This is a genomic window from Microbacterium luticocti DSM 19459, from assembly GCF_000422405.1.
Lineage (GTDB): Bacteria > Actinomycetota > Actinomycetes > Actinomycetales > Microbacteriaceae > Microbacterium > Microbacterium luticocti.
The window spans coordinates 37264-56342 of sequence record NZ_AULS01000007.1; the positions used below are offsets into that span (position 1 = coordinate 37264).

At 72.5% G+C, this 19079-nt stretch carries 16 protein-coding genes; 14 read left to right on the forward strand and 2 right to left on the reverse strand.

Translation table 11 applies throughout. The annotated features are described in order from the left end of the window. The first annotated feature begins 58 nt into the window (after nt 1-58). Together infB and rbfA are read left to right on the forward strand one after the other, a co-directional pair. Entirely contained in the window at nt 59-2791 is a 2733-nt protein-coding gene (gene infB / locus H577_RS0108960) for a translation initiation factor IF-2 (protein WP_029145676.1), read from the forward strand. A 57-nt stretch (nt 2792-2848) separates the two neighbouring features. Further along, the gene (gene rbfA, locus H577_RS0108965) at nt 2849-3283 is read left to right on the forward strand and encodes a 30S ribosome-binding factor RbfA (protein WP_029145677.1); all 435 of its coding nucleotides are present in this window, start codon (nt 2849-2851) and stop codon (nt 3281-3283) included. A gap of 16 nt (nt 3284-3299) precedes the next feature. On the opposite strand, the gene H577_RS0108970 is transcribed toward rbfA, so the two are convergent. Continuing rightward, entirely contained in the window at nt 3300-4184 is an 885-nt protein-coding gene (locus H577_RS0108970) for an HhH-GPD family protein (RefSeq protein WP_029145678.1), read from the reverse strand. A 54-nt stretch (nt 4185-4238) separates the two neighbouring features. On the opposite strand from H577_RS0108970, the gene H577_RS0108975 reads away from it, so the two are divergent. The 9 genes from H577_RS0108975 to H577_RS0109015 all read left to right on the forward strand — a co-directional run bounded on the left by H577_RS0108975 (nt 4239) and on the right by H577_RS0109015 (nt 11859). Beyond that, complete coding sequence (locus H577_RS0108975; protein WP_029145679.1) at nt 4239-4874, forward strand: nucleoside/nucleotide kinase family protein; 636 nt, start codon at nt 4239-4241, stop codon at nt 4872-4874. Beyond that, on the forward strand, nt 4874-5764 hold the full coding sequence (gene truB, locus H577_RS0108980) for a tRNA pseudouridine(55) synthase TruB (protein ID WP_029145680.1): 891 nt from the start codon (nt 4874-4876) through the stop codon (nt 5762-5764). The genes H577_RS0108975 and truB overlap by 1 nt, the downstream gene beginning before the upstream one ends. Then, the gene (locus H577_RS0108985) at nt 5761-6129 is read left to right on the forward strand and encodes a hypothetical protein (RefSeq protein WP_029145681.1); all 369 of its coding nucleotides are present in this window, start codon (nt 5761-5763) and stop codon (nt 6127-6129) included. Before truB ends, H577_RS0108985 begins: the two co-directional genes overlap by 4 nt. Before the next feature lie 55 nt (nt 6130-6184). Beyond that, the gene (locus tag H577_RS15805; protein ID WP_051191901.1) at nt 6185-6655 is read left to right on the forward strand and encodes a hypothetical protein; all 471 of its coding nucleotides are present in this window, start codon (nt 6185-6187) and stop codon (nt 6653-6655) included. Beyond that, the gene (locus tag H577_RS0108995) at nt 6652-7662 is read left to right on the forward strand and encodes a bifunctional riboflavin kinase/FAD synthetase (protein WP_029145682.1); all 1011 of its coding nucleotides are present in this window, start codon (nt 6652-6654) and stop codon (nt 7660-7662) included. Before H577_RS15805 ends, H577_RS0108995 begins: the two co-directional genes overlap by 4 nt. Nucleotides 7663-7747: 85 nt before the next feature. Beyond that, the gene (locus H577_RS0109000) at nt 7748-8491 is read left to right on the forward strand and encodes a hypothetical protein (protein WP_156876603.1); all 744 of its coding nucleotides are present in this window, start codon (nt 7748-7750) and stop codon (nt 8489-8491) included. Continuing rightward, nucleotides 8478-9494 carry a deoxyribose-phosphate aldolase gene (deoC, locus tag H577_RS0109005; RefSeq protein WP_051191902.1) on the forward strand — a complete coding sequence of 339 codons (1017 nt, stop codon included), beginning with the start codon at nt 8478-8480 and terminating at the stop codon, nt 9492-9494. The genes H577_RS0109000 and deoC overlap by 14 nt, the downstream gene beginning before the upstream one ends. Nucleotides 9495-9496: 2 nt before the next feature. Beyond that, nucleotides 9497-11011, forward strand: coding sequence for an aldehyde dehydrogenase family protein (locus H577_RS15810; RefSeq protein WP_051191903.1), 1515 nt, complete (start codon nt 9497-9499; stop codon nt 11009-11011). Continuing rightward, nucleotides 11008-11859 (forward strand): aldehyde dehydrogenase family protein, encoded by an 852-nt coding sequence (locus H577_RS0109015; protein ID WP_029145685.1) that lies wholly within the window; start codon nt 11008-11010, stop codon nt 11857-11859. The genes H577_RS15810 and H577_RS0109015 overlap by 4 nt, the downstream gene beginning before the upstream one ends. 192 nt (nt 11860-12051) lie before the next feature. On the opposite strand, the gene H577_RS15815 is transcribed toward H577_RS0109015, so the two are convergent. Next, on the reverse strand, nt 12052-13452 hold the full coding sequence (locus H577_RS15815; protein WP_245570372.1) for an MFS transporter: 1401 nt from the start codon (nt 13450-13452) through the stop codon (nt 12052-12054). An 83-nt stretch (nt 13453-13535) separates the two neighbouring features. Here H577_RS15815 and H577_RS0109025 point away from each other — a divergent pair, with 83 nt between their 5' ends. The 3 genes from H577_RS0109025 to H577_RS0109035 all read left to right on the forward strand — a co-directional run bounded on the left by H577_RS0109025 (nt 13536) and on the right by H577_RS0109035 (nt 18653). Continuing rightward, nucleotides 13536-13745 carry a heavy-metal-associated domain-containing protein gene (locus tag H577_RS0109025; protein WP_029145686.1) on the forward strand — a complete coding sequence of 70 codons (210 nt, stop codon included), beginning with the start codon at nt 13536-13538 and terminating at the stop codon, nt 13743-13745. Then, on the forward strand, nt 13742-16279 hold the full coding sequence (locus H577_RS0109030) for a heavy metal translocating P-type ATPase (protein ID WP_029145687.1): 2538 nt from the start codon (nt 13742-13744) through the stop codon (nt 16277-16279). The genes H577_RS0109025 and H577_RS0109030 overlap by 4 nt, the downstream gene beginning before the upstream one ends. A gap of 217 nt (nt 16280-16496) precedes the next feature. Further along, nucleotides 16497-18653, forward strand: coding sequence for a DEAD/DEAH box helicase (locus tag H577_RS0109035; RefSeq protein ID WP_029145688.1), 2157 nt, complete (start codon nt 16497-16499; stop codon nt 18651-18653). Nucleotides 18654-19079: the final 426 nt, after the last annotated feature.

The window sequence follows — 19079 nt, forward strand, 5'->3', positions numbered from 1 at the left end:
AGACCCGTCACCGACTAACGGTCTGCCCTGCCTGGGGGAGACCTCAGACAGGAGAATTGTGGCTAAACCACGCGTGCACGAGATCGCCTCCGAACTCGGCGTCGACAGCAAGGTCGCCCTGGCCAAGCTCAAAGAGCTCGGCGAGTTCGTGAAGAGCCCCTCGTCGACCATCGAACCGCCGGTGGCGCGCAAGCTGCGTGCCGCCCTCGAAGCGGACGGTGTCAAGCCCGCCGCCGACGCGGCCGCGGCGCCCAAGCCCGCCGCCGTCCCGGTCGGCCGTCCCGGCCCCGTGCGTCCCGCGGCGCCCAAGGCCAAGACCTCGGCCAAGCCGGCGCCCGCCGCCAAGCAGGCTCCCGAGCCGGCGGCATCCGCCCCGGCGCCGGCTGCGCCGCAGGCCGAGACGAACACCCCGGCCGCACCGGCCGGCGGCCCCACCCCGGGTCCGCGCCCGGGCGGACCGCGCCCGGGCAACAACCCGTTCTCGTCGGCGCAGGGCATGGGCCAGCGCCCCGCCGGTCCGCGCCCGGGCAACAACCCGTTCGCGCCCGCGCAGGGCATGGGCCAGCGCCCGAGCCCCGGCAACATCCCGCGCCCGCAGGCGCCGCGGCCTCAGCCGCCGCGCCCCGGCTCGCCCCGTCCCGGCGCCCCGCGTCCGGGCGGCGCCCGCACCGGCGGCGGCGCGGGTCGGCCGGGTCGCCCCGGTGGCGGCGCACCGTTCCAGCAGCGCTCCGGCCGGCCCGGTGCCGGCGGGGGAGCAGGCGGCGGCGGGTTCGCCGGTCGCCCGGGCGGCGGCTTCGCCGGTCGTCCCGGTGGCGGTGGCCGTGGCCGCGGCCCCGGCGGCGGCACCGCAGGCGCGTTCGGCAAGGGCGGCGGCAAGAGCAAGCAGCGCAAGTCGAGGCGTGCCAAGCGGCAGGAATTCGAGATGCGGTCGGCGCCGGTCGTCGGCGGCGTCAACGTCCAGAAGGGCAACGGCGAGATCATCCGGTTGCGCCGCGGTGCGTCGATCGCCGACTTCGCCGACAAGCTCGAGGCGCTCAAGGGCTACACCGTGCAGCCGGGCACCCTGGTGACCATTCTGTTCAACCTGGGTGAGATGGCCACGGCGACCGAGTCGCTGGACGAGGCCACGTTCGAGGTGCTCGGCGAAGAGCTGGGCTACAAGGTGCAGATGGTCTCGCCCGAGGACGAGGACAAAGAGCTGCTCGAAGGCTTCGGTCTCGACCTCGAGGCGGAGCTCGCCGAAGAGGACGAGTCCGACCTGGAGATCCGGCCCCCGGTGGTCACCGTCATGGGCCACGTCGACCACGGCAAGACCCGTCTGCTGGACGCCATCCGGCAGACGAACGTGGTGGCGGGCGAGGCCGGCGGCATCACCCAGCACATCGGTGCCTACCAGATCTGGACCGAGCACGACGACATCGAGCGGGCGATCACCTTCATCGACACCCCGGGTCACGAGGCGTTCACCGCCATGCGTGCCCGTGGCGCGCAGGTGACCGACATCGCGATCCTCGTGGTCGCCGCCGACGACGGCATCATGCCGCAGACGGTCGAGGCCCTCAACCACGCCCAGGCCGCCGGTGTGCCGATCGTGGTCGCGGTGAACAAGATCGACAAGCCCGACGCCAACCCGGCCAAGGTGCGCCAGCAGCTCACCGAGTACGGTCTGGTCGCCGAGGAGTACGGCGGCGACGTCATGTTCGTCGACGTCTCGGCGCGCGAGAACATCGGCATCCAGGAGCTGCTGGATGCGGTGCTGCTGACCGCCGATGCCGGGCTCGACCTGCGGGCCAACCCGAACAAGCCGGCGCGTGGTGTCGCGATCGAGGCCAAGCTCGACAAGGGCCGCGGGTCGGTCGCCACCGTGCTGATCCAGTCCGGCACGCTGCGTGTGGGTGACGCGATCGTCGCGGGCACCGCCTACGGCCGGGTGCGGGCGATGGTCGACGAGAACGGCGATGCGGTCGACGAGGCCGCGCCGTCACGCCCGGTGCAGGTGCAGGGTCTGAACTCGGTGCCCCGTGCCGGTGACACGTTCATCGTCACCGACGAAGACCGCACCGCCCGCCAGATCGCCGAGAAGCGCGAGGCCGCCGAGCGCAACGCACAGCTGGCCAAGGCCCGCAAGCGCATCTCGCTCGAGGACTTCACCAAGGCGCTGCAGGAGGGCAAGGTCGAGTCGCTCAACCTCATCATCAAGGGTGACGTGTCCGGTGCCGTCGAGGCGCTGGAGGAGTCGCTGCTGAAGATCGAGGTCGACGACTCGGTGCAGTTGCGCATCCTGCACCGCGGTGTGGGTGCCATCACCGAGTCGGACGTGGACCTGGCGACGATCGACAACGCGATCATCGTCGGCTTCAACGTGCGGCCCGACCAGAAGGCGCGCGCCCGCGCCCAGCGCGAGGGCGTCGACATCCGGTTCTACTCGGTGATCTACGCGGCCCTCGAAGACATCGAGAACTCGCTCAAGGGCATGCTCAAGCCCGAGTACGAAGAGGTGCAGTCCGGCGTCGCCGAGATCCGCGAGGTGTTCCGCTCCTCGAAGTTCGGCAACATCGCCGGTGTGCTGGTGCGCTCGGGCACGATCACCCGCAACGCGAAGGCCCGCGTCATCCGCGACGGCGTGGTCGTCGCCGACGGGCTGGCCATCGAGTCGCTGCGCCGGTTCAAGGACGATGTCACCGAGGTCCGCGAAGGCTACGAGGCCGGTATCGGCCTGGGCAAGTTCAACGACATCCAGATCGGTGACGAGATCGAGACCACCGAGATGGTGGAAAAGCCCCGCGGTTGAGTCCGCCTCGCGGGGGATGCCTTCGGGCGTCCCCCGCGAGTCCGCTGAGGAGTAATCATGTCTACAGAGCGACAGGCACGCCTGGCCGACCGCATCCGCGTGCTCATCGCGCAGCGGCTCGAGAAGGGGCTGCGCGACCCGCGGCTCGGGTTCGTCACGATCACCGATGTGCGGGTGACCGGTGACCTGCAGCACGCGTCGGTGTTCTACACCGTGCTCGGCGACGAGAAGGAGCGGCAGGACACCGCCGACGCGTTGCGGGCGGCGACCGGGATGCTGCGCAGCGAGGTGGGCCGTCAGCTCCAGGTGCGGCTGACCCCGACACTGGAGTTCATCCCCGACGCGATCCCCGAGAACGCCGGTCACATCGAGGACCTGTTGCGCGAGGCGCGGGAGCGCGACGAGGCGGTGGCAGGCCTGGCCGCCGGCGCCGCGTACGCCGGCGAGCCCGACCCCTACCTCAAGCCCCGCGAACTCGACGAGGCCGAGTAGTCAGAAACCGCTGCCGTCAGCGGGGCAGGTGCAGCAGCCCGTCGGATGCCTCGACCAGACCGTCGGCGACCAGCGAGTCGATCGCGCGGTCGCGCTGGGCCGCATCGGGCCAGCCGGCGATCACATCGTCCTGCGCGAGCGCGTGGCCCGCGGCATCCCGCAACGCCCTCAGCACCGCCCCGCGCGCCTGCCGGTCGCTGCCCTCGTAGCGGGCCTGCCGCCGCCGGGTGTCGCCGGTGTCGGGGTACCCGGCCACCCGCCACGCGCACGCATGCGCGATCGGGCATATGTCGCAGCGGGGCGTGCGCGCGGTGCAGACGACGGCGCCCAGCTCCATGGTGGCCGCGTTCAGCACGGCCGCGTCGGCGTCGTCCGCCGGAAGGAGCGCCGCCATCGCGTCGAGGTCGCGCGGCGACGGCGGGCCGGGCTGCGAACGTCCGGCGACGGCGCGGGCCAGCACCCGCCGGGTGTTGGTGTCGACGACGGGATGCCGCTGCCCGTACGCGAACACGGCGACCGCCCGTGCGGTGTAGGGGCCGATGCCGCTCAGCTCCAGCAGGGCATCGACGTCGGCCGGCACGATGCCGTCGTGCCGGTCGCGGATCTCGACGGCCGCGCGGTGCAGCCACAGCGCGCGGCGCGGATAGCCCAGGTTCGCCCACTGCCGCACCGCGGCCGCGGGCGGCTCGGCGGCCAGATCCGCGGGCGTCGGCCACCGGGTCAGCCACGCGTCCAGAGGCCCGATGACGCGCGTGGCGGGCGTCTGCTGCAGCATGAACTCGCTGACCAGTACACCCCAGCCGCCATAACGGGAGTGGAAACCGGCCCGCCGCCACGGCAGGTCGCGGGCGTTCTCGCGGTACCACGCGATCAGCGGCCGGGCGAGGTCGGGGACGGTCACGGCGTCCACCCTATGCGGCCGGTGTCGTGCCCGGGCGCACAATAGGCTGGAGGCATGCGCCTGCCGATCACGCCCGCGAACACGCTGCTGCGTGAGCTGCGCGCACAGCTGCGGCAGCACCAGCCGGCGGGGCGTGTGCTCGTCGCCGTCGACGCACTGCCCGTGGTGCACACCGCGGCGTTCGCCGACGCGTTCGCGGCGATCATCGGCGAGGACGGTGCGGCGGTGTTCCGCGCCCATGCCGACGACTTTCTGCTGCCGCGCGCCGACCGGGCGGGCACCGAGCAGGCGCCGGGATGGTTCGACGAGGAGACCTTCCGTCGCGTGCTGATCGACCCGTTCCGCAGCGGCGTGCACACCTCGGCGACCACCGGGTTCCAGCTGCAGGGGTGGGACGCACGACGCGACCAACCGGCCGAGGCGCGCTGGGTCACCGCCCCCGACGACGCCGTGCTCGTGGTGGACGGCCCGTTCCTGAACAGCCCGCAGCTGCGCGGCATCTGGCACTTCTCGGTCTGGCTCGAATGCTCCGACGCGGTGCTCGCCGCCCTGCCCGGCCGCTCGATCGACACACCGTACACCCGTGTCGAACTGGCGTATCTGCGCGAGCAGCCGGTGGCGCGCGCCTCGGCGCTGGTCGACGTGTCCGACCCGGCCCGGCCCGTCCAGGTCTTCCGGGACTCCTGCTGATGGCGGATCCGAACGGCATCCTGCTCGTCGACAAGCCGGGCGGCATGACCAGCCATGACGTCGTCGCGCGTGCCCGCCGCGCGCTGGGCACCCGCAAGATCGGCCACGCCGGCACCCTCGACCCGATGGCCACCGGCCTGCTCGTCCTCGGCATCGGCGGGGCCACCCGGCTGCTCACCTACCTGGTCGGCCTCGACAAGACCTACACCGCCACCGTCCGGCTCGGCCAGTCCACCGACTCCGACGACGCGGACGGGCAGATCACCGCGCGGGCCGCGGCATCCGCGCTCGCCGCCGTCACCGACGACCGGATCGCCGCAGGCGTCGCGGCCCTCACCGGCTCGATCGCGCAGGTGCCCAGCCGCATCTCGGCGATCAAGGTCGACGGCCGCCGCGCCTACGACCTGGCCCGCGACGGCGTCGAGGTCGATCTGAAGGCCCGTGACGTCCGCATCGCGCGCTTCGAGGTGCTCGCCACGCATGCCGGTGACGGATGCCTCGACCTCGACGTCGTCGTCGACTGCTCCAGCGGCACCTACATCCGGGCGCTCGCCCGCGACCTGGGCGACCGGCTCGGCGTCGGCGGACACCTCGTCGCGCTGCGCCGCACCCGCATCGGGCCGTTCCCGGTCGCGGATGCCGCGGGCCTGGACGAGCTGGCCGGCGCACCGCTTCGCAGCCCGGCCGACACGGCGGCGGCGATCATGCCCGCGGTGCGCGCCGACGCCGCCACGGCTCGCGACCTGCGTCACGGCAAGCGCGTGACCGCGCTGGATTTCACCGGACCGCGTGCGGCCGCCATCGACCCCGACGGCCGCCTCATCGGCGTCGTGGAACGCCGCGGCGACCAGGTCAAGAGCGTCATGAACATGCCCGAGGAGCCTGCATGATCCTGTGGTTCACCGTCGTCACCCTGATCGTCGCCGCCGGCGGCGGGTTGCTGTGCGTCGTGCTGGGGCTGGCCGGGCGCCGGCCCAGCGACCTGAGCGTCGGCGCGCTGGCGCTGCTGGAGGTGCTGCTGATCGCGCAGGTGGTGATCGCGATCGTGGCCCCGTTCGCCGGCAACCCGACCAGCGGCAGCCTGCTCGAGTACTGGGTGTACCTGGTCTCGGCGGTGCTGCTGCCGCCAGCCGGCGTGGTGTGGGCGCTCGTGGAACGCAGCCGCTGGAGCACCGTGATCATGGGGATCGCGGCGCTGGCGGTCGCGGTGATGGTGTGGCGGATGCAGGTGATCTGGACGCTGCAGGGCGCCTGAGCCGGGCCCGGCCGGGTCTGCCCGGGGCGCGGGCGCGACCTAAGATGGGACGGTCATGACCACGCCCCACACCTCGACACCGCAGCCGGTGACACCGCCCGCGCCGAAGCGGATGACCGGCATCGGCCGCGTCCTCGTCATCGTGTACGCGGTGCTCGCCCTGGGCGCCACCGGCCGCTCGCTCGTCCAGATCATCGAGCGCTTCGACCACGCCCCGCTCGCGTTCACGCTGTCGGCGGCCTCCGCGCTCGTCTACATCCTCGCCACCTGCGCCCTTGTCTTCTCGGCGTCGGTCGCGTGGTACCGGGTGGCCTGGGTCGCGATCTGCTTCGAGCTGGTCGGTGTGCTCGCGATCGGAACGCTCAGCCTCATCCGCCCCGACCTGTTCCCCGAGCCCACAGTCTGGTCGTTCTACGGGATGGGGTACGTGTTCATCCCGCTGGTGCTGCCGTTCTGCGGCCTGTGGTGGCTGCTCACGCACCGGCCGGCGGCAGTGGCCGCCCCCGAGCCCGTCGCCGCGCGATGATCGTCTTCCACGATCCCGCCGAGGTGCCGGCCGGGTTCGGTCCGTGCGTGGTCGCCATCGGCAAGTTCGACGGCGTGCACGCCGGGCACCGCGCCGTGCTCGAGAAGGCGAAGACGGATGCCGCGGCCGGGGCCGCCAAGGTCGTCGCGGTCACCTTCGACCGCAACCCGCTGGCCACGCTGCGCCCCGAGATCTGCCCGGACGACGTCATCGGCCTGCACCAGAAGCTGCGGCTGCTGGCGGCCACCGGCATCGACGCCACCCTCGTGCTGCGCTTCGATCAGGCGATGGCCGCACAGCCGCCGGACGAGTTCGTCGCGCAGGTGCTCGTGACCGCCCTCGGTGTGCAGACGGTCATGGTGGGGCGTGACTTCCGGTTCGGTCGCGGCGGCGCGGGCACCCCCGACCTGCTCGCCCGGCTGGGGGAGCGGTTCGGCTACCAGGTCGACGTCATCGACGACGTCCGCGCCGACACCGGCGAACGGCGCGTGTCGTCGACGTGGATCCGCGAGGCGCTCGCCGCCGGCGACGTCGAGACCGCTGCCCGGCTGCTCGGTCGCCCGCATGCGGTGTGGGGCGAGGTGGTGCACGGTCTCAAGCGCGGCCGCGAACTCGGGTACCCGACCGCGAACCTCTCTCCCGCTCTCGAGGGCTTCGTGCCCGCCGACGGCGTGTACGCCGGGTGGCTGGTCGACGAGGGAGCTCCTGCCGACGGCGCCGATCCGGAAGCCGACGCCGCACCGGCCGACGCCGCCGATCCCGGCGTGGTGACTGGCATCCGGTACCCGGCCGCCATCAGCGTCGGCACCAACCCGACGTTCGACGACGTGCCGCGGCGCGTCGTCGAGGCGTACGTGCTCGATGAGACCGACCTCGACCTGTACGGGCACCACGTCGAGATCGAGTTCACGCACCGGGTGCGCGGCATGGTCGCGTTCGACGGCGTCGAGGCGCTCACAGCGCAGATGGCCGACGACGTGCGGCGCGTGCGCGCGCTGCTGGCCTGACCGCCGCGCGGCCGGGAACCTGAAGGATGTGCCGACGGATGCATGGATGCTCTCACCCCGCGTATCCTCGGGGGGAGGAGGCATGATGGCCGACCCACCCGCCCGCACCGGACCCGTCTCGATCCTGCGGCGCATCGTGGTGGCCGTGATCGTGGTGGCCTTCACGATCGCCGCGATCGGCGGCATCGTCGTGCTGCTGGGTGCCGAGCTCGGCAGCACCGCCGCCCGGGTCATCGGCACCACCGCCGTCGTGGGCGCGTTCAGCGTGGCGCTGCTGTGCTGCGCGGCGCTGCTGGGACGGGTGCTGCAGCCGGTCGGGCTGGCCGGCGTCATCGTCTCGGCGGTCGCGGCCGCCCTGGTGGTCTGGACGATCTGGTACGACGGGGAGTACACACCGGCGTGGGAGAACGTGCAGAAGGCGACATGGACCGCGGTGACGCTCTCGGCCGCGCTCGCCCTGGCATGCCTGCTGCTGCTCCTGGCCGACCGCCGGCGCGTCGCCGTGCGCGCCGGACTCGTCGTCACCCTCGCGCTGTTCGCCGTCGTGGTCGCGATGATCGTGTACCTGATCTGGGCATCCGACACCGTCGACGACGAGATCTACCCGCGGGTGCTCGGCATCGCCGCGATCCTCGCCGCGCTCGGCGCGGTGGTGGTCCCCGTGCTTTCGCTGCTGCTGCCCGATGCCCGGCCCGACGCGCTCTCGCCCGCCGCGATCGCACGGCTGGAGCACGCGGCGCGCGCCCGCGGCATCCGCCCCGACGACCTGGTGACGAGCATGCTCGCCACCGCCGACCCCGCATCCGGAGGGACCCATGACCACACGTGAACTCAGCCGCCGCACGGTGCTGCAGGCCCGGGGGGTGGACGTGGTGGGCGGCACGCCCGACGACGCCACGCTGCGCCGGTTTCTGCACGGCCTGCCCGGTGTCGACGCCGTCGGGCTCGAGCAGCGCGCCGCCGCGCTCGGCACCCGCTCGGTCAAGACGACGTCGAAGGCCTGGGCGCTCGACCGCATCATCGGCCTGATCGACCTCACCACCCTCGAGGGGGCCGACACCCCCGGGAAGGTGCGCTCGCTGGTCGCGAAGGCGCAGCATCCCGACGCCGGCGACCCGTCGTGCCCCGCCGTCGCGGCGGTGTGCGTCTACGGCGACATGGTGCCGTACGCGATCGAGGCGCTGGGAGGCAGGCACGGCGACCCCGACGACGGCGGCATCTCGGTCGCCGCCGTGGCCACCGCGTTCCCCAGCGGCCGCGCGTCGCTGGCCGTCAAACTCGCCGACACCCGCGACGCCGTCGAGGCCGGAGCCGACGAGATCGACATGGTCATCGACCGCGGCGCCTTCCTCGCCGGCCGCTACGGCCTGGTCTACGACCAGATCGTGCAGGTGCGCCAGGCGTGCGAGCGCGCCGACGGCACGGCGGCCGCGCTGAAGGTGATCCTCGAGACCGGCGAACTGAACACCTACGACAACGTCAAGCGGGCCTCGTGGCTGGCGATCCTCGCCGGAGCCGACTTCATCAAGACCTCCACCGGCAAGGTCGCCCCGGCGGCGACGCTGCCGGTGACCCTGCTGATGCTCGAGGTGGTGCGGGACTGGTTCCGGCTCACCGGTGAGCGCATCGGCGTCAAGCCGGCGGGCGGCATCCGCACGTCGAAGGATGCCGTCAAGTACCTCGTCACGGTCGCCGAGACCGCCGGGGAGGACTGGCTGGTGCCGCACTTGTTCCGCTTCGGCGCCTCGAGCCTGCTGAACGACGTGCTGCTGCAGCGGCAGAAGATCGCCACCGGCCGGTACTCCGGCCCCGACTACGTCACCCTGGACTGAACATGAGCTTTCTCGACTACGCCCCCGCGCCCGAATCCCGCAGCATCCTGAACCTGAAGGACCGGTACGGCCTGTTCATTGACGGCGACTTCGTCGACGGCACCGGCGGTTCCTTCACGTCGATCTCACCCGCCGACGAGTCGCCCATCGCCGAGATCGCGATCGCGTCGGACGCCGACGTCGACGCCGCCGTCGCGGCGGCTCGGCGCGCGCACACGGAGGTGTGGGCGAAGCTGAACGGTCGCGACCGCGGCAAGTACCTGTTCCGCATCGCCCGATTGGTGCAGGAGCGGGCCCGTGAGCTCGCCGTGGCCGAGAGCCTCGACAACGGCAAGCCCATCAAAGAGAGCCGCGACGTCGACGTGCCGCTGGTGGCCGCGTGGTTCTTCTACTACGCCGGCTGGGCCGACAAGCTCGACCACGCGGGCCTGGGCGCCGACCCGCAGCCGCTGGGCGTGGCCGGCCAGGTGATCCCGTGGAACTTTCCGCTGCTGATGCTCGCCTGGAAGATCGCCCCGGCCCTGGCCGCCGGCAACACCGTCGTGATCAAGCCCGCCGAGACCACGCCGCTCTCGGCGCTGATCTTCGCCGAGATCCTGCAGCAGGCAGACCTGCCCCCGGGCGTCGTGAACATCATCACCGGCGCCGGAGCCACCGGCGCGGCGCTGGTGCGGCATCCCGACATCGACAAGGTCGCCTTCACCGGGTCGACCGCGGTGGGGCGCGAGATCGCCCGCACCCTCGCCGGCACCGGCACGTCCCTCACCTTGGAGCTCGGCGGCAAGGCCGCGAACATCGTGTTCGACGACGCCCCGATCGACCAGGCGATCGAGGGGATCGTCAACGGCATCTTCTTCAACCAGGGCCACGTGTGCTGCGCCGGCAGCCGGCTGCTGGTGCAGGAGTCGATCCACGACGAGGTCGTCGACCGGCTCAAGCACCGGCTGTCGACGCTGCGGCTGGGCGACCCGCTCGACAAGAACACCGACATCGGCGCCATCAACTCCGCCGAGCAGCTGGAGCGGATCCGGCAGCTCAGCGACATCGGCGAGGCCGAGGGCGCCGAGCGGTGGACCGCGGCGTGCGCCATCCCCGACAAGGGGTTCTGGTTCGCTCCGACGGTGTTCACCGGCGTCGAGCCGTCGCACCGCATCGCCCGCGAGGAGGTGTTCGGACCGGTGCTGTCGGTGCTGACCTTCCGCACCCCCGCCGAGGCGATCGCCAAGGCGAACAACACACCGTACGGGCTGTCGGCGGGGATCTGGAGCGAGAAGGGCTCGCGCATCCTCGCCGTCGCAGACAAACTGCGGGCCGGTGTGGTGTGGGCCAACACGTTCAACCGGTTCGACCCGGCCTCGCCGTTCGGCGGCTACAAGGAGTCCGGATACGGCCGCGAGGGCGGCCGGCACGGGCTGGCCGCCTACCTCAGGCCCGCCGGTGCGGCTGCACCGCATGCCTCGCGAGCGCACCGAGACGAGACGACGCCCCGCAAGACCCGCAAGGAGACCAGCCGATGAGCGCGCGACTGACCGTGCCGAAGACGTACAAGCTCGCGATCGGCGGGGCATTCCCGCGCAGCGAGTCCGGGCGCACCTTTCAGGTGCTCTCGGCGACCGGCGACTTCCTCGCGAACGCCGCGAAGGCCTCGCGCAAAGACGCCCGCGACGCGGTGCGCGCCGCGCGGTCCGCGCAGCCGGGGTGGGCCGGTGCCACGGCCTACAACCGCGGCCAGGTGCTGTACCGGGTGGCCGAGCTGCTCGAGGGGCGTCGCGCCCAGTTCGTCGACGAGATCGTCGCGCAGCAGGGCGTGTCGGCTGCGGCCGCGGCGGCGCAGGTGGATGCCGCCACCGATCTGTGGGTCTGGTACGCGGGATGGTGCGACAAGTACGCGCAGGTCGCCGGGGGTCTCAACCCCGTGGCGGGCGCCTACTTCAACATCTCGGCGCCCGAACCGACCGGGGTGGTGGCGATCGTCGCGCCGCAGGACTCCGCGCTGCTGGGCTTCAGCGCCGTGGTGGCGCCGGCGCTCGTGGCCGGCAACACCGTCGTGGCGGTCGCGAGTGAGCGGTACCCGCTGTCGGCGATCAGTCTCGCCGAGGTGCTGACCACCAGCGATGTGCCCGGCGGCGTGGTGAACGTGCTCACCGGGTCGCCGGCTGAGCTCACGCCGCATCTGGCCGACCACGCCGACGTCAACGCCCTCGATCTGGCCGGCGCCGGCGACATCGACTGGGTCGACCTGCAGCTGCGCGCGGCCGAGACCCTCAAGCGGGTGCTGCCGCCCGGCGAGCCGACGCCGTCGCCGCAGCGGATCGCCGCCTTCACCGAGATCAAGACGGTCTGGCACCCCAAGAGCATGATCTGACGCGCCGCGCGCGCGCCGGGTGCGCCGCGGCGACCGGGTGTGCCGCGGCGACCGGGTGCGCCGCGCGGGCCGGGTGTGTCGCAGGCCGTACCTCCGGTTCCGCCTCACCGACGTCGGAGGATCGCACGAAGTTCGGAAGCGATCACCGTTTCGGGTCCGAAGAAGGCGCGATCCTCCGAACCCTGTGAGGGGCTACGCGGGCGCGGGCGTGGCATCCGTCACCTCGCGCGGCGGGTTGCGGATGCCGAGGAACGAGATCACCCCACCGATCGCCATGAGCGCCGCGGTCACCGCTGCGACCCGCCAGAACCCGACGAGGTCGAGCACGCCGCCGACGATCGCGCCCAGGGTCGCGACGGTGATCAGCCCGGCGACCCTGGCCACGGCGTTGTTCACCGCCGAGGCGATGCCCGAGCGGGCAGGGTCGATCGCCCCCAGGATCGCCGCGGTCAGCGGCGCGACGGTGACGGTCAGCCCGATTCCGAACACCACCACCGACGGCAGCACCTGCGTCCAGTAGTCGAAGTCCTCGCGTACGGTCAGCAGCAGCGCGACGCCGCCCGCCATCACCAGCGGCCCCACGGTCATGAACAGCCGCGGCCCGAGCCGGCCGGCCCAGGTGCCCACCTTCGAGCTGAACAGGATCATGATCACCGTCGAGGGCAGGCTCGCCAAGCCCGCCAGGGTCGCCGGCAGCCCGGCACCCTGCTGCAGGTACAGCGCGAGCACCAGCCCGTTCAACGACAGCGCGCCGTACACGAACGCCGTGGCGAGGTTGCCGGCCGAGAAGTTGCGCACCCGGAACAGCGACAGCGGCATCATCGGCTGCGCCGCGAATCGCTGCCGCACCACGAAGCCGACCAGACACAGGATGCCGCCGGCCGCACTGGCCCAAATCACCGGCGACGACCAGCCCAGGCGCTCCTGCTCGATCAGGGCGAACACGGTGCCGGCAAGGCTCGCCGTGCACAGCACCGCCCCGATCCAGTCCACACGTGCGGCCGGGTCGCGCACGTCCCGCCGGCGCAGCACGACCAGCAGCCACAGCGTCGCCGCGATCGGCAGCACGTTGATGAGGAACACCACCCGCCACGACACCAGGTCGACGAACACGCCGCCGAGCACCGGCCCGACCAGCATCGCCGCCGTGGTGGCTCCGGTCCACGTGCCGATCGCCCGCGCCTGCGCGGGCCCGCGGAAGGTCGAGGTGATCAGCGCGAGCGAACTGGGCACCAGCAGGGCCGCGGCCACTCCCTGCACGCCGCGCGCCAGCACGAGGAACAGCGGGTCGGGCGCGGCGGCGATCGCCACCGACGCGATTCCGAAGCCGACCAGCCCTGCCCGCAGCACGACGATGCGGCCGAACACGTCCGACAGCGATCCGGCCACCAGGATCAATGCGCCCAGCGTGATCAGATAGGCGTCGACCACCCACTGCTGCGTGACCAGCCCGCCGCCGAGCTCCCGCTGGATCGCCGGGAGGGCGACGTTCACGACCGTGCCGTCCAGGAACGACACGAACGAGGCCAGGATCGCGATCAGCAGCACCAGGCGCTGCGCGCGCGGGCCGGTGGCATCCGTCGTCTGCTCCACACCGCCACGATACAACCTGGCGGGAATACCCCCAGGGGGTATAAGGTTGAGGTGATCGCAACGATCCCACAAGGAGGAACACCATGAGCTTCGCCACCTACCGCGTCGAGGGAATGACCTGCAACCACTGCGTGCAGGCGGTCACCCGCGAGGTGCAGGCACTGGCCGGGGTGGACCAGGTCGCGGTCGATCTGCAGGCCAAGACGGTCGCCGTCACCGGTACGGCCTCGCCCGACGACATCGCCGGCGCCGTGGCCGAGGCCGGCTACACGTTCGCGGGTCCGGCGTCATGACCGACCAGCGTGAAGCCACGCTCGACATCGAAGGGATGACCTGCGCCAGCTGCGTCGCCCGCGTCGAGAAGCGTCTGCGCAGCGTCGACGGCGTGAGCGCCGCGGTCAACCTGGCCACCGAGTCGGCGCGGGTCGTCTACCCCGCCGGCGTCGATGAGCAGCGACTGATCGCCGCGGTCAAGCAGGCCGGGTACGACGCCACCGTGCGCCGCAGCCGTGCGCTGGGCGCCGCGCCGCAGGCGGATGCCACGGCTGCACCGCAGGGGGATGCCGCGGCCGTGCCGCAGGCGGATGCCGCGGCCGTGCCGCAGACGGATGCCGCGACCGCACCGCAGACGGATGCCGCGGCCGCACTGCAGGCGGATGCCGCAGCTGCACCACAGACGGATGCCACGGCTGCACCGCGGACGGATGCCGCGGCCGCGCAGCCGGTCGTGCACGCGGAGGCTGAGGCATCCCACCCCCACCCGCACCACGCCCCGTCGGGACACGTCCACGACACCGCCGACGCGCCCGGCCGCACGACACTGCGCACCCGGGTGATCGTCAGCGCGATCCTCAGCGTCCCGGTGGTCGCCCTCGGCATGGTGCCGGCGTGGCAGTTCGCCGGCTGGCAATGGGTCTCGTTGGTGCTGACCACACCCATCGTGCTGTGGGGCGGATGGCCGTTCCACCGCGCCACGTTCGCGAACCTGCGCCACGGGGCGATGACGATGGACACCCTCATCACCCTGGGCACCGGCGCCGCCTACCTGTGGAGCGTGTGGGCGCTCGTGTTCGGCACCGCCGGCGAGATCGGCATGCGACACTCGTCGTCGCTGTTCGACCACACCGCGCCCGCATCGTCGCTGGTGTACTTCGAGGCCGCCGCCGCGGTGACCGTGTTCCTGCTGCTCGGCCGGTTCATCGAGCAGCGGTCCAAGCGGCGGGCCGGCAGCGCCCTGCGCGCGCTGATGGAGCTCGGGGCGAAGGACGTCGAGCTGGCCGACGGCACCCGGGTGCCGATCGAGCGGCTGCGCGTCGGTGACCTGTTCGTCGCCCGCCCCGGGGGAAAGGTCGCCACCGACGGCGTGGTGCGTCAGGGTGAGGCATCCGTCGACCAGAGCATGCTGACCGGCGAATCGGTGCCGGTCGACGTCGCGCCCGGCGCGGATGTCACCGGCGGCACCATCGTCGCCGACGGCCGGCTCGTCGTCGAGGCCACCTCGGTGGGCGAGGACACCCGGCTGGCACGCATCGCGCGGCTGGTCGAAGACGCGCAGGCCGGCAAGAGCCGCGTGCAGCGGCTGGCCGACCGCATCTCGGGTGTGTTCGTGCCCGTGGTGATCGGCCTGTCGGTGCTGACCCTGCTGGCATGGCTCGTATTCGGCGGGTCGGTGGCGGCGGGGTTCACCGCCGCGGTCGCCGTGCTGATCATCGCGTGCCCGTGCGCGCTGGGACTGGCGACGCCGATCGCGATCCTGGTCGGCACCGGCCGCGGCGCCCAGCTGGGAATCCTCGTCACCGGGCCCGAGCCGCTCGAACAGGCCGAGCGCATCGACACCGTCGTGCTCGACAAGACCGGCACCGTCACCAGCGGTCGCATGAGCCTGGCCTCGGTGTTCACCGACGGCGACGATGCGGCCCGGGAGCGTGCGCTGCACCTGATCGGCTCGCTCGAGTCGGCCAGTGAGCACCCGGTCGCCCGCGCCATCGCGGCGCAGGTCGACGCACCGGCCGAGGTCACCGGGTTCCGCAGTCACGCCGGCCGTGGCGTGACCGGCACCGTGGACGGTGTGGCCGTCTTCGCCGGACGCCCGTCGTTCGCGGCCGCGCTCGCCGCCCCCGAACCGGCAGCGCTCGCCGCCCCCGAACCGGCCGCGCTCGCCGCCCCCGAACCGGCCGGGATCCCGGCCGCGTTCGCCGGCGCGGTCGCCGACGCGCAGCGCCGCGGCACCGCGATCGTCGCCGGCTGGGCCGAGCCCGGGCAGGCGCCGCGGGTGCGGGCGGTGTTCGCGGTCGCCGACACGGTGCGACCCGAGAGCCGGGATGCCGTCGGCGCGCTGCGGGCGCTCGGCCTTCGCACCGTGCTGCTGACCGGCGACAACGCCACGATCGCCGCCGCGGTGGCCGCCGAGGTGGGCATCGACCAGGTGCGCGCCGAGGTGCTGCCCGAAGACAAGGTCGACCAGGTCGCCCGGCTGCAACGCGACGGGCATCGGGTGGCGATGGTCGGCGACGGCGTCAACGACGCGGCAGCCCTGGCCACCGCCGACCTCGGCATCGCCATGGGCGGCGGCACCGACGCCGCGATGCACGCCAGTGACATCACGCTGGTGCGCGACGACCTGTCGGCCGCCGTCGACGCGATCCGGCTCAGCCGCCGCACGATGCGCATCATCCGCGGCAACCTGTTCTGGGCGTTCGCCTACAACGTGGCGGCGTTGCCGCTGGCGGCCTTCGGCCTGCTGAACCCGATGATCGCCGGGGCGGCGATGGCGTTCTCGAGCGTGTTCGTCGTGCTCAACAGCCTGCGGCTGCGCCGCGCGCCCTGACCGGGCCGGCGGCGCGCGCGATCATGCGTGGGCACGCGGGGCGGGATGCATTAGAATAATGCGCAGGGGCGCCCCAGGCACACCGCAGAAGCGGTGCATGCCAAACGGCGCTTCCCGCCCCGTGTGTGTCCCGGCATCCGAGCCGCCTGCGGGGCACCGCAGCCCGACCCGGCCCACCGGCGCTCCCGGTCCGGCCGGCACCACGCTCAGGAGGAGCATGCCGACCACGGCACCCGCGCCCACATCCGCGCGCCGCAGACCCTCGTCGTCCGCACGCCGCGACGACGAGGCGCCCATCATCCCGATCCTCGCCCGCAAGGTGCGTGAGGTCGAGGCCAAGGCCCAGCGCGGCAAGCTCGGCCCCACCAACCGGGTCAAGTTCCAGGTGATCGCGTTCCTGGTGCGCGAAGAGCGCGCCCGTGTCAAGGCCGACACCGAGCTGGGGGATGCCGCCCGAGCCGAACTGCTCAAGCGCCTCGACGGTGTGGCGACCATCCTCGCCAAGACCGCCGCGCGCGACACCTCGCTCATCCAGCTGCTCGAGGTCGACCAGGCCACCTCGCCCGTCGCCAAGCGCATGCGCCGCGACTGGCTGCTCGAGTCGGGCGCGGAACTGGCGCCCGACGAACTGATCATCACCGACGTCGCCCCGGTCGTGGCCGCGCCGGTCGTCCCCGCCGCGCTCGCCGAGCGTCAGGTCGTGCCGCCGCAGATCGAGGCGCGCCGCGAGGCCAACCCGTTCCTGGCGCCCGACCTCGCGCTGCACGTCCACAAAGACACGCCGCGGCGGCGCCTCGACAGCTGGGAGCTCATGGGTCCGCTGTACAAGGCGTTCGAGTCCGGCGCCGGCGGCGGGCAGGCCACCATGGACCTGCCCCCGGTACCCGAGTTCGACCGGCTCTCGCCCCGCGGGCGCGAGATCATGCCTCACCAGTCCCGGTTCCTCGAGGCCGTCCGTGCGGGCCACCGCACGTTCCTGCTCGCCGACGAACCGGGCCTGGGCAAGACCGCGGAGTCGGTGCTCGCAGCATCCGTCGCCGACGCCTACCCGCTGCTTGCCGTCGTCCCCAACGTCGTGAAGATGAACTGGGCGCGCGAGGTCGAGCGGTGGACGCCGCAGCGGCGCGCCACCGTGATCTCGGGCGACGGCGAAGACATCGACGCGTTCGCCGACGTCTTCATCGTCAACTACGAGATCCTCGACCGGCACCTGTCCTGGCTCGGCTCGATCGGCCTGAAGGGCATGGTCGTCGACGAGGCCCACTTCATCAAGAACCTCACCTCGCAGCGCTCGCAGAACGTCCTCGCGCTGGCCGGCCGCATCCGCGAGCAGACCAGTGACCCGCTGCTGCTGGCCCTCACCGGCACCCCGCTGATCAACGACGTCGAGGACTTCGACGCCATCTGGCGTTTCCTCGGCTGGACCAACGGGCAGAAGCCCGGTCCCGAGCTGATGGCCAAGCTCGACGCCACCGGTCTCACCCCGGCCGACAAGGCGTTCTACCCCGAGGCACGCGATGCGGTGATCTCGATGGGTATCGTGCGGCGCAAGAAGAAGGATGTCGCCAAGGACCTGCCCGACAAGCTCATCGCCGATCTTCCCGTCGAGCTGGACGACGAGTACGGCCGTTCGATCCGGCAGGCCGAGCGCGAGCTCGGCGAGCGGCTGGCGGCGCGCTACCGCCGCATCATCGACGCCCGTGGCGACCGGGGCCTGGCGCCCGGCGAGATCGACGACGACATCGTGCGGCTGGTCGCGCAGAACGAGCTCGACGAGTCGAAGGCCGCCGGCACCGGCACCGAGAACGTGTTCACCATGGTGCGCAAGATCGGTCAGGCCAAGGCGCTGCTCGCGGCGGACTACGCGGCACAGCTGCAGCGCTCCGTGGGCAAGGTGGTGTTCTTCGCCAAGCACATCGACGTGATGGATGCCGCGGAGGCGCACTTCGCGGCATCCGGTCTGCGTTCGGTGTCGATCCGCGGCGACCAGTCGACGCCGGCCCGTCAGCAGGCGATCGACGCGTTCAACAACGACCCGGGGGTCGGTGTGGCGGTCTGTTCGCTGACGGCCGCGGGTGTCGGGCTGAACATGCAGGCCGCGTCGAACGTCGTGCTGGCCGAGCTGAGCTGGACCGCCGCCGAGCAGACGCAGGCGATCGACCGGGTGCACCGGATCGGTCAGGACGAGCCGGTCACCGCATGGCGGATCATCGCCGCGCACACGATCGACACCAAGATCGCCGAGCTCATCGACTCCAAGCAGGGCCTTGCGGCGCGCGCGCTGGACGGCGCCGCGGTCGACGAGACCTCGAGCGACTCGGTGCAGCTGGCGGCCCTGATGCACTTGACCCGGCAGGCGCTCGGCGCCGCCTGAGGGGGCCGGGCGCGGCGGTGCCGCCTGAGGCGGCCGGGCGTGGCGATGCCGCCGGAGACGGCCGCGCACGATGGTGGCGCCGCCTGAGACGGTCGGGCCGGACGGTGCCGCCTGAGGCGGCTGGGCGTGGCGATGGTGCCGTCGGTGATGGCGGGGCGGGTGCGACGGTGGCGCCGGAGACGGTCGGGTGCTCGGTGCCGCCTGAGACGGCCGGGCCCGGCGGTGCCGCCTGACATGGCCGGGCGTGGCGATGCCGCCGGGGACCGCCGCGCCCGACGGTGGCGCCGCTGGTGGCCGGGTGCGACGGTGCCGTCGGTGATGGCGGACTGGGCGCGACGATTCCGCCGGTGGTGGCGCGACGGTGCCGCCGCTGGTGGCCGGGTGCGACGGTGCCGCCGGTGGTGGCGGGCCGGGCCCGGGCAGTAG

Excerpts from the sequence above, each read along its gene's own strand:
- rbfA (WP_029145677.1), top strand. The coding sequence starts at position 2,849 with ATGTCTACAGAGCGACAGGCACGCCTGGCCGACCGCATCCGCGTGCTC.
- H577_RS0108975 (WP_029145679.1), top strand. The coding sequence starts at position 4,239 with ATGCGCCTGCCGATCACGCCCGCGAACACGCTGCTGCGTGAGCTGCGC.
- truB (WP_029145680.1), top strand. The coding sequence starts at position 4,874 with ATGGCGGATCCGAACGGCATCCTGCTCGTCGACAAGCCGGGCGGCATG.
- H577_RS0108985 (WP_029145681.1), top strand. The coding sequence starts at position 5,761 with ATGATCCTGTGGTTCACCGTCGTCACCCTGATCGTCGCCGCCGGCGGC.
- H577_RS15805 (WP_051191901.1), top strand. The coding sequence starts at position 6,185 with ATGACCACGCCCCACACCTCGACACCGCAGCCGGTGACACCGCCCGCG.
- H577_RS0108995 (WP_029145682.1), top strand. The coding sequence starts at position 6,652 with ATGATCGTCTTCCACGATCCCGCCGAGGTGCCGGCCGGGTTCGGTCCG.
- H577_RS0109000 (WP_156876603.1), top strand. The coding sequence starts at position 7,748 with ATGGCCGACCCACCCGCCCGCACCGGACCCGTCTCGATCCTGCGGCGC.
- deoC (WP_051191902.1), top strand. The coding sequence starts at position 8,478 with ATGACCACACGTGAACTCAGCCGCCGCACGGTGCTGCAGGCCCGGGGG.
- H577_RS15810 (WP_051191903.1), top strand. The coding sequence starts at position 9,497 with ATGAGCTTTCTCGACTACGCCCCCGCGCCCGAATCCCGCAGCATCCTG.
- H577_RS0109015 (WP_029145685.1), top strand. The coding sequence starts at position 11,008 with ATGAGCGCGCGACTGACCGTGCCGAAGACGTACAAGCTCGCGATCGGC.
- H577_RS0109025 (WP_029145686.1), top strand. The coding sequence starts at position 13,536 with ATGAGCTTCGCCACCTACCGCGTCGAGGGAATGACCTGCAACCACTGC.
- H577_RS0109030 (WP_029145687.1), top strand. The coding sequence starts at position 13,742 with ATGACCGACCAGCGTGAAGCCACGCTCGACATCGAAGGGATGACCTGC.
- H577_RS0109035 (WP_029145688.1), top strand. The coding sequence starts at position 16,497 with ATGCCGACCACGGCACCCGCGCCCACATCCGCGCGCCGCAGACCCTCG.